The organism is bacterium, from assembly GCA_026129405.1.
Classification (GTDB): domain Bacteria; phylum Desulfobacterota; class Binatia; order DP-6; family DP-6; genus JAHCID01.
On sequence record JAHCID010000012.1, the window covers coordinates 22,227 to 36,053 of the forward strand.

Genomic DNA, 13,827 nt, shown 5'->3' on the forward strand with positions numbered 1-13,827 from the left:
CGCGCTCATCGCATCGACTCCGCCAGGCGGATCGCCTGGAGCACGGCGCGGGCCTTGTTGACGCACTCGCGATGCTCGGACTCGGGATCGGAGTCGGCGACGATGCCGGCACCCGCCTGCACGAACGCGCGGCCCTCGCGCATGAGGACGCAGCGGATCGCGATCGCGGTGTCCATGGCGCCGTTGAACCCGAAGTAGCCGACCGCGCCGCCGTACGTGCCACGCCGCACGGGCTCGAGCTCCTCGATGATCTCCATCGCGCGGATCTTGGGCGCGCCGGTGAGCGTGCCCGCCGGGAACGCGGCACGGAACGCGTCGAACGCGGTACGCCCGGGCGCCAGGCGCCCGCAGACGTTCGAGACCAGGTGCATCACGTGCGAGTACCGCTCGATGGCGAACGACTCCGTCACCTGCACCGAGCCGATCTGCGCCACGCGGCCGACGTCGTTGCGGCCGAGGTCGAGCAGCATGACGTGCTCGGCGAGCTCCTTCGGATCGGCAGACAGCTCGTCGGCCAGGGCGGCGTCGGCGCGCTCGCTGCTCCCACGCGGCCGGGTGCCCGCGATCGGCCGCACCGTGACGAGGCCGTCCTCGTCGACGCGGGCCATCGTCTCCGGCGACGCCCCCGCGAGCGTGTGCGGGCCGAGCGCCAGGTAGAACATGTACGGCGACGGGTTCACGCGCCGCAGGCAGCGGTAGACGTCGAACGCTGCGGCGGCGAGCGGCCGCTCGAAGCGTTGCGCGAGCACCACCTGGATGACGTCGCCCGCGCGGATGTACTCCTTCACCCGCTCGACGTCGTCCATATACCGCTCCGGCGTGACGCTCGCGATCGGCTCGGCCGGCGGCGCCGTCGCGACGGGCGGCGGTGCGACCGGGGCGTCGAGCCGGCCGAGGAGCGCGTCGAGCCGGGCGACGGCGGCGTCGAACGCGGCGTCGGGCGCGACGTCGTCGGCGCAGCGCGCGTGCGTCACGGCGGTGATCGTCTGCGCCACGTTGTCGAAGACCAGCACCGTGTCGGCGAGCATGAGGTGCGCCTCGGGAAGCGCCAGGTCGTCCGTCGCGCGCACCGGCAGGCGCTCGAACGTGCGCACCATGTCGTAGCCGACGTAGCCGACGGCGCCGCCCGAGAAGCGCGGCAGATCGGGCACGGTGAGCGGCCGGTGCTGCGCCAGCAGTCGCTCCAGCTCGCCCAGGGGATCGTCCGTCTCGACCGTCACGGTGGCGCCGCCCGGCGTCTCGATCTCGACGTGGCGTCCTCGGGCGCGGAACACGCGTGCGGGCTCGGTGCCGAGGAAGCTGAACCGTCCCCAGCGTTCGCCGCCCACGACGCTCTCGAGAAGGAACCCGTACGGGCCGCGATGGATCTTGAGGAACGCCGAGACCGGCGTCTCGAGATCGGCGAGGATCTCGCGCGCGACGGGGATCAGCGCCCCGGGCCGAGCCAGCGCACGGAAGTCCTCGCGCGACGGCCACAGCCTCCCCGGGCCGATGCCGGCGCCGATCGGACGCGCTGTCGCCGCCTCGCTCATTCCGACGCCACGAACGCGTGCGACACGCCCGCTCCGCGGAGCTTGCGCATGGCCTCCGTCGCCTGCTCGGGACTCGCGTAGCGGCCCACGCGGAGGCGGTACCAGACGTCGCCGTCGCGCCGCACGGTGACGACGTTGGCGTCGTAGCCGCGTGCCTTCAGGGCGGCGAGAAGCCGATCCGCCTCCTGCTTGTCGCGGGTGGGGCTCGCCTGCACCGTCCACGTCGGCCGCTTCGGGGCGGCGGGCGCCGGCGGCTGCGCGAGCGCGACCATGGCTCCCGGCGGCGTCGCCGGACGGGCCGCCGGCGCGGTCGTCGCGGCGGCGCCTGCAGGTCGGGTGGCGGCGGCCGGGGTCGTCGGGATCGGGGCGGCGGCGCGGGCGGTGCCCGTCGCCGCGCGGGGGGTCGGCGGGATCACACCGTCGTCGTCAGGGCGCGCACGCACGGGCGGCTTCGCCTGCCCGCTCGCCACCGCCACGGGCTTCGGCGCGCCGAGCGGCGTCGGCAGGGCGGGCTTCGCGACCGCCGTGGAAGCCCCGGTCGCAGGCGCCGCGACCGTCGTCGCCGGCGGCTTCGGCTCCCCCACCGCCACCGCCGGCGGCTTCCCGGTTCCCGTGCCGACGGCGGACGGCTTCGCGGCACCGGGCGAGCTCGTGGGATGCGGCAGCGGCTCTCCGACCGGCACCGCGGCGGGGGCAGCGGCCGCCGACGCGGGCGCCGGAGGCGGCGCAGCGGCGGTGGGCGGCTCCTCGCGCGGCGTCTCGTGCGGGCGGCCGCCGTCGGCGGCGCGCTGGGTCGCCAGCGTCTCGTAGAAGCTGAACTCGTTGCTCGCCTTGGGACGCTGGCCCTCCGGCGGAACCGCGGCGGTGACCGGCAGCCGCACGACCCGCTCTTCCATGCCGAGGCGCCGCTCCTGCGTGCCCTTCCCCGTGTAGAAGCCCAGCCCGTAGACCAGCCCGCAGGTCACGATCCACGCGACGAACAGGATCAGGCGATCGAGGAACCGCAACCCGGGTCGCACCGTCGCCGCCGTCGTCCCCGCCTTGCCCATGGCTCCGTCCTCACATGCGCTCGGGCGCCGACACGCCGGCGAGCCCGAGCGCGGTGCGCAGCGCCTGCTGGAGGCAGCGCACCAGCGCCAGCCGTGCCTGCGTGAGCGCGGCGTCCTCCGTCAGGATGCGATGCTGGTTGTAGTAGCGATGGAACGCGCCTGCCAGCTCGGTAGCATAGAAAGCAATGCGATGTGGCTCGAGCGTGCGCGCCGCCAGCTCGACCACGTCCGGGAAGATGCCGAGCACCTTGAGCGGCTCCACTTCCGCTTCGCCGAGCGGGCCGAGATCCGGGTGCGCCTCGGGCACGATGCCCGCCGCCTCGGCCTGGCGCAGGACGCTGGCGATCCGGGCGTGCGCGTACTGCACGTAGAAGACCGGATTGTCGGAGCTCTGCTTCTTCGCGAGCTCGAGGTCGAAGTCGAGCTGGCTGTCCGACTTCCGCAGCAGAAAGAAGAAGCGCGCCGCGTCGGGCCCGACCTCGTCGAGCACCTCGCGCAGGGTGACGAACTCGCCGGCGCGCTTCCCCATGCGCACGGGCTCCCCGCCGCGCGTGAGGTTCACCATCTGCACGAGGAGCACCCGCAGCGAGCTCGGATCGTGGCCGAGCGCACCGACGATCGCCCGCAGGCGGGCCACGTACCCGTGGTGGTCGGCGCCGAGGACGTTGACGAGCCCGTCGAAGCCGCGATCGAGCGTTCCCGCGAAATGCGCGACGTCGCCCCCGAAGTACGTCGGCGCACCGGTGCCGCGGCGGAGCGCGCGGTCCTTCTCGTCGCCGAACCGCGTCGTGCGAAAGAACGTCGCGCCGTCGTCTTCGTACACGAGATCGGCCGGGATGCGCGCGAGCGCCCGTTCGAGAGCGCCCGACGCGTGCAGCGCCCGCTCGCTGACGAAGTGGTCGAAGCGGATGCCGAACATGGCGAGGTCGGCCTTGATGGCGTCGAGCAGGACGCGGCCGGCGTAGGTGCGGGCACGCTCGAGCGCCTGCTCGGGCGGCCGCGCGAGCAGGGCGTCGCCATCCTCGCTGCGCAGGGCGCGCGCCACGTCGACGAGGTACTCGCCAGGATAGCCCTTCTCGGGCAGCTCCGTGTCCTCGCCGCGCAGCTGGCGGAACCGGGCCAGCGTCGAGTTGCCGAGGACGTCCATCTGCCGCCCGAAGTCGTTGACGTAGTACTCGCGCTCGACCTCGTAGCCCTGGGCCGCGAGGAGCCTCGCGACGACGTCGCCGATGACGGCGCCGCGACCGTGCCCGATGTGGAGCGGCCCGGTCGGGTTGGCGCTGACGAACTCCACCTGCACGCGTTTGCCGGCGCCGGCATCGCCGAAGCCGTAGCGGTCGCCCGCGGCGATCGCCTCGCCGAGGAGCATGCGCCAGAATACCGGTGAGAGGCAGAAATTGATGAAGCCCGGGCCGGCGATCTCGATCGCCGTGAACCAGCCGCCGGGGTCGCGCAGCCGCTGGATCAGGGCGTCCGCCAGGACGCGCGGGGGCTTGCCTGCCTGCCGCGCGAGCAGCATGGCCACGTTGCACGCGAGGTCTCCCCAACGTGGGTCGCTCGGTGGCTCGAGCGTGAAGGCTGGAGACGTGCCCGGGGGAAGGATTCCCGCGTCGGTCGCGGAGGTCAGCGCGTCGCGGACGAGGTCTTCAAGATGTCGCTTCATGCCAGCTCGCACGCCAAAGACGGTCTCCGGCGGATGCGGTGCTGGTCGTGGAAGCGCGCATGGGCGCGGTTGTAACCGCGCCCCCCCGCCCCGTCAACCGCGCCGCTTCCGGCGGCGCGTCCGGCTCGAATCGGATGCGTGGACGCCGCGGCCGCCTCAGCCGGCCGCCGCCCGCTTGCGCGGCGACTCCTCGCCCTTTGCAGTCTGGCGGCGCCGTGACGGCTTCTTCTTGCCCTTGTCACCGCCCTCGCTGCCCGGCCGGTCGACGAGCTCGACCAGCGACATCGAGGCGGCGTCGCCGTGGCGCACGCCGAGCTTCACCACTCGCGTGTAGCCGCCCGGCCGCGCCGCATAGCGCGGCCCGAGCTCGTCGAAGAGCTTCTTCACGACGCCGGCGCGTTGGAGCACGGTGGCGGCACGGCGGCGCGCGTGCAGGGTTCCCGCCTTCCCCAGGGTGATCATGCGATCACCCCAGCGCTTCAGCTCCTTGGCCTTGGCGTCGGTGGTCTGCACCGCCTCGTGCTGGAGCAGCGCGGTGACCAGGTTGCGGAGCAGCGCCCGACGATGCGACGGCGAGCGCCCGAGCTTCTTGCCTGCGACGCGATGGCGCATGGCTCAGGCGCTTTCCTTCTCGCGCGCGAGCCGACGGCGGTCGAGCTCCTCGCGGCCCGGGAAGTTGTCGAGCTTCATGCCGAGCGAGAGGCCCATCTCGTGAAGGATGTCCTTGATCTCGTTCAGCGACTTGCGCCCGAAGTTCTTCGTCTTGAGCATCTCCTGCTCGGTCTTCTGGACCAGCTCGCCGAGATAGCGGATGTCGGCGTTCTGGAGGCAGTTCGCCGAGCGCACGCTGAGCTCGAGGTCTTCGACCGGACGGAACAGATTGTCGTTGACCGGCGTCTCGCTGCGCTCCTCGGTCTCGGCGGCCACGGGCTGCTCCTCGAAGTTGACGAAGATCGAGAGCTGCTCCTGGAGGATGCGCGCCGCGTAGGCCACCGCGTCCTCGGGCCGGACGCTGCCGTCGGTGTTCACCTCCAGCACCAGCCGGTCGTAGTCCGTACGCTGGCCGACGCGTGCGTTCGTGACGTTGAAGTTGACCTTCGTCACGGGCGAGAAGATCGCGTCGATCGGCACGGTGCCAACGGCGTCGCTCTCACGCTTGTTGCGCTCCGCGGGTACGTAGCCGCGGCCGACGCGGATGACGAGCTCCATGTCGAGCTCGGCGTCCTTGGCGAGCGTCGCGATGTGCTGGTGCGGGTTGAGCACCTCGACCTGCGGACCCGCCTGGATGTCGGCGGCCGTCACCTGCTTGTCGCCACGCACCTTGATGTGGGCGATCTCTTCGGTGACGCCGTCGTTGAGCTTCACCTGAACCTCCTTGAGGTTCAGGATGATGTCCGTGACGTCCTCGGCTACGCCCGGGATGGTGGAGAACTCGTGCAACACGCCGCCGACGCGGACGGCGACGATGGCCGCACCCTGGAGCGACGAGAGCAGCACGCGCCGGAGCGCGTTGCCGATCGTGGTGCCGTAACCCCGCTCGAACGGCTCGCCGAAGAACTTGCCGTAGGTGGGGGTGAGGCTCTTCTCGTCGAGCTCGAGGCGCTTCGGCCGGATCAGCTCGCGCCAGTTGCTCTGGACGACGGGATCGGGACGGGGCAGTTCGACTTCCTGGAACTCCATGACGCCTTCCTCTGACCGTGTCGGCTACTTGGAGTAGAGCTCGACGACCAGCTTCTCGTTGACGGGCATGGTGAGATCCTGCCGGGTCGGCAGCGCCTTCACCCGCCCGGTCCACTGCTCGGGCGTCACCTCGATCCAGTCCGGCACGCCGCGGCGGCGCGCCAGCTCGAGGGCCTCCTGGATGCGGGCGACCTTCTGGCTCTTCTCGCGCACGGTGACGATGTCGCCGGCCCGCACGAGGTACGAGGGGATGTCGACCTTGCGGCCGTTCACCCGGAAGTGGCCGTGACGGACCAGCTGCCGTGCCTCGGTCCGCGAGGTCGCGAAGCCGATACGGTACACGATGTTGTCGAGACGGCGCTCGAGCAGCTGGAGCAGCGTCTCGCCGGTGACGCCCTTCGAGCGGTCCGCGAGCTGAAAGTAGCGGCGGAACTGCCCCTCGAGGACGCCGTAGATGCGGCGCAGCTTCTGCTTCTCGCGCAGCTGGATCGAGTACTCCGAGAACTTCGGACGGGCCTGCCCGTGCTCACCGGGCGGATAGTTGCGCCGCTCGATGGCGCACTTGTCGGTGTAGCAGCGCTCGCCCTTCAGGAAGAGCTTCTGGCCTTCGCGACGGCAGAGCCGGCAGACCGCTCCAATGTATCGTGCCACGTCGGTTCGCCCTCAGACCCGCCGCCGCTTGGGCGGCCGGCAGCCGTTGTGGGGGATGGGGGTGACGTCCTTGATGATGCTCACCTGGAAACCGGCGGCCTGCAGGCTGCGCAGCGCCGACTCGCGTCCCGAGCCCGGGCCTTTCACGTAGACCTGGACATGGCGCATGCCCATCTCGGCCGCCTTGCGCGCCGCGTTCTCCGCCGCGACCTGCGCGGCGAACGGCGTGCCCTTGCGGGAGCCCTTGAAGCCACACGCGCCCGCGCTCGACCACACCAGCACGTTCCCCTGGAGATCGCTGACGGTGATGATGGTGTTGTTGAACGTCGAGTGGATGTGCAGGACACCCTCGGAGACGAGCCGCTTCGACTTCTTGCGGCGCGGCGCGGCGCCTTCGGCACCGGCGGCCGGCTTGGCGGCGCCTCCCTCTTGCTGCTTGGCCACGCGTCCTCCTTACGTGTGCGTGCGATCAGCCCTTGGACGGGGCCGACTTCTTGCCGGCGACCGTCTTGCGCGGGCCCTTGCGGGTGCGGGCGTTCGTGTGCGTGCGCTGCCCGTGCACGGGGAGGTTGCGGCGATGCCGCATGCCCCGGTAGCAGCCGAGATCGACGAGCCGCTTGATGTTGGTCGCGATGTCGCGCCGCAGATCGCCCTCGACCTTGTGGTTCGTGTCGATCTCGCGACGGATACGTGTGACCTCGTCGTCGGTGAGATCGTCGCTCTTGTGGCCGGGATCGATACCCGCGGCGCTCAAGATCGACAGCGCTCCGGAGCGACCGATGCCGTAGATGTAGGTGAGAGCGATCTCCATCCGCTTGTTGCGGGGAAGATCGACGCCCGCGATACGTGCCATGCCGTGTGGGCTCCTATCCCTGCCGCTGCTTGTGGCGGGGGTTCTCGCACTGGACCCGCACCACGTTGTGGCGCCGGATCACCTTGCACTTCCGACAGATGGGCTTGACAGATGCACGAACTTTCATAGGGGGCCTCAGGGAAGCGTGAGAATATAGGGGCCCTCGGCAGTGACCGCAACCGAGTGCTCGAAGTGGGCCGAGAGGCTGCCGTCCCGGGTGACCGCCGTCCAGCCGTCGTCCTTGACCCGGACCTCCGGCCGCCCGGCGTTCACCATGGGCTCGATGGCCAGCACCATACCCTCGGTCAGGCGGTGGCCGCGCGCGCCGGTACGGTAGTTCGGCACCTGCGGATCCTCGTGCAGCCGGCGACCGATGCCGTGCCCGACGAACTCCCGCACCAGCGAGAAGCCGGCGCTTTCGGCAACGTCCTGGATGGCGCCCGAGATGTCCGCGATGTGACGTCCGGGGCGGATGGCGTCGATCCCGGCCTGGAGGGCGTCGCGCGTGACCTCCATCAGCCGGCGGCTGGCCGTCGGCACGGCCCCGACCGCCACGGTCCGGGCCGAATCGCCGTAATAGCCCTGATAGACCACGCCGAAGTCGAGTCCCACGAGATCCCCCTCGCGGAGGACGCGGCGCGGCGACGGGATGCCGTGCACCACCTCCTCGTTGATCGAGATGCAGATCGACGAGGGGAACGTGCGCCCACCCACCACGTAGCCCTTGAAGGCCGGCTTGGCGCCGCGCGCGAGCGTCATCTCCTCGGCAAGCGCGTCGAGCTCGGCCGTCGAGATGCCCGGGCGCACCCGGGCGACGACGGCCTCGAGGACCTCGGCGACGACGCGGCTCGCTGCGCGCATCGTCTCCAGCTCGGCGCGGGACTTCAGCTCGATCATCGCAGGCTCGCCTGCACCCGCCCGAAGACGTCCTCGCGGCGACCGGTTCCGACGATCTCGCGCAGCAGGCCGGCCTGGCGGTAGAACTGCACCACGGGCGCGATCTCGCGGTCGAGCAGCTGGAGACGGGCGGAAATGCGGTCCTCGCGGTCGTCGTCGCGCTGGTAGAGCGGCCCGCCGCACACGTCGCAGACGTCGGGCTTCTTCGGCGGCGCGAACTCACGATGGTACATCGCCCCGCAGTTGCGGCAGACGAGCCGCCCGGAGAGACGCCGGACGAGCTCGTCGTGCGGCACCTCGACCGACACGACGGCATCGAGGGGCGGCGGATGACGCTCGAGGATCGCCTGCAGCGCCTCGGCCTGCGGGAGCGTCCGCGGGAAGCCGTCGAGCACGAAGCCGGGGCGACAGTCGGGCGCCTGGAGCCGCTCCTCGACGATGCCGATGACGACCTCGTCGGGGACCAGCTGACCGGCTTCCATGTAGCGCCGCGCCGCCCGCCCGAGCTCCGTGCCGGCGTGCTGCGCGTCGCGCAGCATGTCGCCCGTCGAGATCTGCGGAATGCCGTAGACCTCCTGGAGAAGACGCGCCTGCGTCCCCTTGCCCGCACCGGGTGGGCCGATCATGACAACGCGAACCACGCTCCTACCGCCGCCCCCGGATCCGGCCCTTCTTCATGAAGCCCTCGTAGCTGCGAGAGATCATGTGGGTCTCCATCGCGGCGACGGTGTCGAGCGCGACGCCGACGACGATCAGCAAGGCCGTACCGCCGAAGTAGAACGGCACGCGGAAGCGGGCGATCAGGATGCTCGGCAGCACCACGACGGCAGCGATGTACAGCGCGCCTGCGAGCGTGATGCGCACGAGGATCCGGTCGATGTACTCGGCCGTGCGCTGTCCCGGGCGAATGCCGGGAATGTAGCCGCCGAACTTCTTCAGGTTGTCCGCCACGTCGGTCGGGTTGAAGGTGACGGCGGTGTAGAAATAGCAGAAGAAGACGATCAGCCCGACGTCGACGAGGTTGTAGATCCAGCTGCCCGGCGTGAGCGCACCCGATACCCACTGGGCGGCGGCGCTGTCCGGGAACATGCCGGCGATCGTGGCCGGGAACAGCAGGATCGACGACGCGAAGATCGGCGGAATGACACCGGCGGTGTTGATCTTGAGCGGCAGGTGCGACGTCTGTCCGCTGTACATGCGCCGGCCCACGACCCGCTTCGCGTACTGCACCGGGATGCGCCGCTGGCCGCGTTCCATGAAGATGATCGCGGCGACGACGACGATCATGATGACCGCCATCGTGAGGGCCGCGAACAGCGACATCTCACCCGACCGCAGATACTCGAGCGACAGCACGCCGGCCGACGGGATGCTGGCCACGATACCGGCGAAGATGATCATCGAGATACCGTTGCCGATGCCGCGTTCGGTCATCTGCTCGCCGAGCCACATGATGAACGCGGTACCGGTCGTGAGCGTGATGACCGTCATCAGGCGGAACGACCAGCCGGGCTGGTAGACCACGCTGCCGCCGCCCGGCGCCTGGATGCTCTCGAGGCCCATGGCGATGAAGAAGCCCTGGACGAGCGCGAGCCCGATCGTGCCGTAGCGCGTGTACTGCGTGATCTTGCGCCGGCCGGCCTCGCCTTCCTTGGAGAGCTTCTCCAGGTAGGGAATGACGACCGTCAGCAGCTGGAGGATGATGCTCGCGCTGATGTACGGCATGATGCCGAGCGCGAAGATCGAGAAGCGCTCGAGCGCGCCGCCCGAGAAGAGGTTCACCAGCTGGAAGATGTTGCTGCGCGCCTCGTCGAAGAACTGCGAGAGCGCCTGGCCGTCGATACCGGGCGTCGGCACGGCGCAGCCGAGGCGATAGACCGCCAGCGCGCCGGCCGTGAAGAGCAGCCGCTTGCGCAGCTCGGGCAGGCGCGAGGCGCTGCCGAACCCTTCAAGCACCGATGACCTCGGCGGTACCGCCCGCCGCCGCGATCGCTTCGCGGGCGCTCGCGCTGAACGCATGGGCGCGCACGGTGAGCGCGTGGCCGATCGAGCCCGCACCGAGGATCTTCACGCGGCCGCGCTTCGGCAGCAGCCCGCGTGCGCGTAGCTCGTCGGGCCCGATGCTGGCGCCGGCCTCGAATGCCCCGAGCTGGCCCAGGTTCACGACGGCGTACTCGACCCGGTCCACCGGACGGAAGCCCCGCTTCGGCAGACGCCGCTGGAGCGGCATCTGCCCGCCCTCGTAGCCCGGACGGCTGTTGCCGCCGGAGCGCGACTTGCGCCCCTTGTGGCCGCGACCCGCGGTCTTGCCGTGGCCCGAACCGGTGCCCCGCCCCACCCGCTTCTTGCGGTGGGTCGAACCCGGTGCCGGATGCAGCGTCCCCAGATCCATGGCGCTCACTCCTCGGTGGTGACGAGATGCGCGACCTTGCGCAGCAGCCCGCGCATGGTCGGCGTGTCCTTCACGATGACCGAGCGGCCCGTGCGCGTGAGCCCGAGGCCGCGCAACGAGTCGCGCTGGTTCGGGCTCGTCGCGATCATGCTCTTGGTCAGCGTGATCTTGATCATCCGCTCGCTCATCGTCAGCCCCGCAGCTCGGCGACGGTCTTGCCGCGCGCCCCGGCCAGGAACTCCGGCGTACGCAGCTCGCGCAGTGCGGCCATGGTCGCCCGCACCATGTTGTTCGGGTTGTTCGAGCCGATGCACTTGGTGAGCACGTTCGCGAGACCCGCGAGCTCGACGACCGCGCGCACGCCGCCGCCGGCGATGACGCCGGTACCGTCCGACGCGGGCTTCAGCATGACCTCACCCGCACCGAACCGGCCGACGACCTCGAACGGGATCGTGCCTTCGGTCATCGGCACGTTGATCATGCTCTTCTTGGCCTTCTCGATCCCCTTCCGAATCGCCTCGGGGACCTCCTTGGCCTTGCCGAGGCCGAAACCCACCCGGCCGCCGCCGTCGCCGACGATGACGAGCGCGCTGAAGGAGAACCGCCGGCCACCCTTCACCACCTTGGCGACGCGGTTGATGTGGACGACCTTCTCCTTGAGCTCCGCGCCCTTGTCGTCGACGATCCGTCGCTGGCTCTGACCCATCTGCGCCATGAATTCGATGTCCTCAGAACTGGAGGCCGCCCTCGCGGGCGCCCTCGGCAACCGCCTTCACGCGGCCGTGGTACAGGAAGCCATTGCGGTCGAAGACGACGCGCGTGATGCCCTTCTCCTGGCAGCGGCGCGCGGCGAGCATCCCGACCTGCTTCGCGGCTTCGACGTCGCCGGTCTTCTTCAGCTGCGAGCGCAGCTCCGGCGTCATGGTCGAAACCGCGAGCAGCGTCTGGCCGCTGACGTCGGTGATGACCTGCACGTAGAGGTGCCGGCCGCTGCGAAACACGGAGAGCCGCGGGCGGTCGTCGGTGCCGCGCACCGTGCGCCGCACGCGGTCGCGACGGCGCGTCCGCGCCAGGTTGCGGTCCAACGTCGCCATCAGCGTGCTCCTGCGGCGGCCTTGCCGGCCTTCCGCCGAATGGTCTCGGTCGCGTACTTGACGCCCTTGCCCTTGTAGGGCTCCGGCGGACGCAGGCGGCGAATCGCCGCCGCCGTCTGGCCGAGCAGCTCGCGGTCGGCAGACTCCAGCGTCACGACGACCTGGCGCTCGACCTTGGCGGTGACGCCGGCCGGGAGCTGGTAGGCGATCGGGTGCGAGTAGCCGAGCGTCAGCCAGAGGATGTTGTTGCCGCGGGTCTCGGCGCGATAGCCGACGCCGTTGATCTCGAGGACGATCGTGAAGCCCTTGCTCGTCCCCTCGACCATGTTCGCGACCAGCTTGCGGGTGAGACCATGCATGCCACGGGCGCGGTTCGAGTCGTCCTTGCGGGTGATCACGACCTCGTTGCCCTGCACCGCGACCGCGACCTCCGGCAGGAGCGGCCGCACGAGCGTGCCCTTCGGGCCCTCCACGCGCACGGCATCGTCGGTGACGTGCACCTTGCAGCCCGCCGGAACGGGGATCGGAAGCTTGCCTACGCGCGACATGTCACCACACCTGACAGATGAGCTCGCCGCCCACCTTCTGCTGGCGCGCCTCGCGGTCGGTCAGCACGCCGCGCGGCGTGGACAGGATGCTGACGCCGAGCCCGCGCCGAACGGCCGGAATCTCGTCGGCACCCACGTACACCCGCAGGCTCGGACGGCTGACGCGCCGGATCGCCGTGATGATCGAGCGGCGGGCCTCGTCGTAGCGGAGCCCGATGCGGAGCAGCGGCACCGGCTTCTCCTCGACGAGCGTCGTCTCGCGCAGATAGCCCTCGGCCACCAACGTGCGCGCGATCGCCTCCTTGTGACGCGACCACGGGACGTCGACCGTGGCCTTGCGGGCCATGGCGCCGTTGCGGATGCGCGTGAGCATGTCGGCGACGGGATCGGTCATCATGACGGGGTCACCAGCTGGCCTTCACGAGGCCGGGAATCTGCCCCTTCCGCGCCAGGTTGCGCAGACAGAGGCGGCACATGCGGAAGCGGCGGTAGAACGCCCGCGACCGACCGCAGAGGGGGCAACGGTTGTACGCCCGGACCCGAAACTTCGGGGGCCGGGACGCCTTCACCATGAGGCAGGTCTTCGCCATCGTCGTCCTCAGGCCCGGAACGGCATGCCGAGCGCACGCAGGAGCGCCTTGCCGTCGGCGTCGCTCCGGGCGGTCGTGCAGATGGTCACCGTCAGGCCCTTGATCTTCTCGACCTTGTCCAGGTCGATCTCGGGGAAAATGATCTGCTCGCGAAAACCGAGCGAGTAGTTGCCGCGGCCGTCGAACGAGCGGTCCGGGACGCCCTTGAAATCGCGCACGCGCGGCAGGGCGACCGTCAGGAGCCGATCGAGGAACTCGTACATGTGCTCGCCGCGCAGCGTGACCATCGCCCCGATGGCGACGCCCTCGCGCAGCTTGAAGTTCGAGATCGCCTTCTTGGCCCGTGTGACGACCGGCTTCTGCCCGGCGATCGCCGTGAGCTCCTCGACCGCCGACTCGATGATCTTCGGGTTCTGCACGGCTTCGCCGAGGCCCATGTTGAGCACGATCTTCTCGAGCCGCGGCACCGCCATCGGGTTCTTGTAGCCGAGGTCGCGCATGAGCGCCGGCGCGACCTCGTTGCGGTAGCGCTCCTTCAGACGCGGGGGCATCAGCTCGCCTCCAGCTGCTCGTTGCAGCGCCGGCAGATGCGGACGCTGCGCCCGTCCTCGAGCTTGCGGCGCCCGACGCGGGCCGGCTTGTTGCACCGCCCGCAGACCGGCATCACGTTCGAGAGGTCCAGCGAGGCCTCCTTCTCGATGATCCCGCCCGGAGCCTGCGCGCCGCGCGGCTTCTGATGCCGCTTCACCATGTTGAGCCGCTCGACGAGCACGCGACCCTTCTCCGGCAGCACGCGCAACACCTTGCCGGTCTTGCCGCGCTCCCGACCGGCGATGATCAGCACGGTGTCGTTCTTGCGGATACGCTCGACGGCCATG

At 70.3% G+C, this 13,827-nt stretch carries 21 protein-coding genes; all 21 read right to left on the minus strand.

The window, feature by feature from the left end:
- Positions 1-5 precede the first annotated feature (5 nt).
- Positions 6-1,532 (minus strand): anthranilate synthase component I, encoded by a 1,527-nt coding sequence (gene trpE, locus KIT14_25195; protein ID MCW5893824.1) that lies wholly within the window; start codon positions 1,530-1,532, stop codon positions 6-8.
- Complete coding sequence (locus tag KIT14_25200; protein MCW5893825.1) at positions 1,529-2,581, minus strand: SPOR domain-containing protein; 1,053 nt, start codon at positions 2,579-2,581, stop codon at positions 1,529-1,531. The genes trpE and KIT14_25200 overlap by 4 nt, the downstream gene beginning before the upstream one ends.
- A 10-nt stretch (positions 2,582-2,591) precedes the next feature.
- The gene (locus KIT14_25205; protein ID MCW5893826.1) at positions 2,592-4,244 is read right to left on the minus strand and encodes an arginine--tRNA ligase; all 1,653 of its coding nucleotides are present in this window, start codon (positions 4,242-4,244) and stop codon (positions 2,592-2,594) included.
- 156 nt (positions 4,245-4,400) lie between these two features.
- Positions 4,401-4,856 carry a 50S ribosomal protein L17 gene (gene rplQ, locus KIT14_25210; protein MCW5893827.1) on the minus strand — a complete coding sequence of 152 codons (456 nt, stop codon included), beginning with the start codon at positions 4,854-4,856 and terminating at the stop codon, positions 4,401-4,403.
- A gap of 3 nt (positions 4,857-4,859) precedes the next feature.
- On the minus strand, positions 4,860-5,924 hold the full coding sequence (locus tag KIT14_25215; protein ID MCW5893828.1) for a DNA-directed RNA polymerase subunit alpha: 1,065 nt from the start codon (positions 5,922-5,924) through the stop codon (positions 4,860-4,862).
- Between the two features lie 24 nt (positions 5,925-5,948).
- Entirely contained in the window at positions 5,949-6,575 is a 627-nt protein-coding gene (gene rpsD, locus KIT14_25220; protein ID MCW5893829.1) for a 30S ribosomal protein S4, read from the minus strand.
- 12 nt (positions 6,576-6,587) lie between these two features.
- Positions 6,588-7,019, minus strand: coding sequence for a 30S ribosomal protein S11 (gene rpsK, locus KIT14_25225; GenBank protein MCW5893830.1), 432 nt, complete (start codon positions 7,017-7,019; stop codon positions 6,588-6,590).
- Positions 7,020-7,044: 25 nt separating this feature from the next.
- Positions 7,045-7,428 (minus strand): 30S ribosomal protein S13, encoded by a 384-nt coding sequence (gene rpsM, locus KIT14_25230; GenBank protein MCW5893831.1) that lies wholly within the window; start codon positions 7,426-7,428, stop codon positions 7,045-7,047.
- 13 nt (positions 7,429-7,441) lie between these two features.
- Positions 7,442-7,555 (minus strand): 50S ribosomal protein L36, encoded by a 114-nt coding sequence (gene rpmJ, locus KIT14_25235; GenBank protein ID MCW5893832.1) that lies wholly within the window; start codon positions 7,553-7,555, stop codon positions 7,442-7,444.
- A gap of 8 nt (positions 7,556-7,563) precedes the next feature.
- Complete coding sequence (map, locus tag KIT14_25240; GenBank protein ID MCW5893833.1) at positions 7,564-8,325, minus strand: type I methionyl aminopeptidase; 762 nt, start codon at positions 8,323-8,325, stop codon at positions 7,564-7,566.
- On the minus strand, positions 8,322-8,951 hold the full coding sequence (locus KIT14_25245; protein MCW5893834.1) for an adenylate kinase: 630 nt from the start codon (positions 8,949-8,951) through the stop codon (positions 8,322-8,324). The genes map and KIT14_25245 overlap by 4 nt, the downstream gene beginning before the upstream one ends.
- 19 nt (positions 8,952-8,970) lie before the next feature.
- Positions 8,971-10,281: a preprotein translocase subunit SecY gene (gene secY / locus KIT14_25250; GenBank protein MCW5893835.1), complete on the minus strand. Its 1,311-nt coding sequence runs from the start codon at positions 10,279-10,281 to the stop codon at positions 8,971-8,973.
- Complete coding sequence (rplO, locus tag KIT14_25255) at positions 10,274-10,717, minus strand: 50S ribosomal protein L15 (protein ID MCW5893836.1); 444 nt, start codon at positions 10,715-10,717, stop codon at positions 10,274-10,276. The genes secY and rplO overlap by 8 nt, the downstream gene beginning before the upstream one ends.
- 5 nt (positions 10,718-10,722) lie before the next feature.
- Positions 10,723-10,905 carry a 50S ribosomal protein L30 gene (gene rpmD / locus KIT14_25260; protein ID MCW5893837.1) on the minus strand — a complete coding sequence of 61 codons (183 nt, stop codon included), beginning with the start codon at positions 10,903-10,905 and terminating at the stop codon, positions 10,723-10,725.
- A gap of 2 nt (positions 10,906-10,907) precedes the next feature.
- Positions 10,908-11,423, minus strand: a complete 516-nt coding sequence (gene rpsE, locus KIT14_25265) for a 30S ribosomal protein S5 (protein MCW5893838.1) — start codon at positions 11,421-11,423, stop codon at positions 10,908-10,910.
- A gap of 22 nt (positions 11,424-11,445) precedes the next feature.
- The gene (gene rplR, locus KIT14_25270) at positions 11,446-11,814 is read right to left on the minus strand and encodes a 50S ribosomal protein L18 (protein ID MCW5893839.1); all 369 of its coding nucleotides are present in this window, start codon (positions 11,812-11,814) and stop codon (positions 11,446-11,448) included.
- The gene (gene rplF / locus KIT14_25275; protein ID MCW5893840.1) at positions 11,811-12,359 is read right to left on the minus strand and encodes a 50S ribosomal protein L6; all 549 of its coding nucleotides are present in this window, start codon (positions 12,357-12,359) and stop codon (positions 11,811-11,813) included. Before rplF ends, rplR begins: the two co-directional genes overlap by 4 nt.
- Before the next feature lies 1 nt (position 12,360).
- Positions 12,361-12,756, minus strand: coding sequence for a 30S ribosomal protein S8 (gene rpsH, locus KIT14_25280; protein ID MCW5893841.1), 396 nt, complete (start codon positions 12,754-12,756; stop codon positions 12,361-12,363).
- A 7-nt stretch (positions 12,757-12,763) separates the two neighbouring features.
- Entirely contained in the window at positions 12,764-12,949 is a 186-nt protein-coding gene (locus tag KIT14_25285; protein ID MCW5893842.1) for a type Z 30S ribosomal protein S14, read from the minus strand.
- Between the two features lie 8 nt (positions 12,950-12,957).
- Positions 12,958-13,500: a 50S ribosomal protein L5 gene (gene rplE, locus KIT14_25290; protein ID MCW5893843.1), complete on the minus strand. Its 543-nt coding sequence runs from the start codon at positions 13,498-13,500 to the stop codon at positions 12,958-12,960.
- On the minus strand, positions 13,500-13,826 hold the full coding sequence (gene rplX, locus KIT14_25295) for a 50S ribosomal protein L24 (GenBank protein MCW5893844.1): 327 nt from the start codon (positions 13,824-13,826) through the stop codon (positions 13,500-13,502). Before rplX ends, rplE begins: the two co-directional genes overlap by 1 nt.
- Position 13,827: the final 1 nt, after the last annotated feature.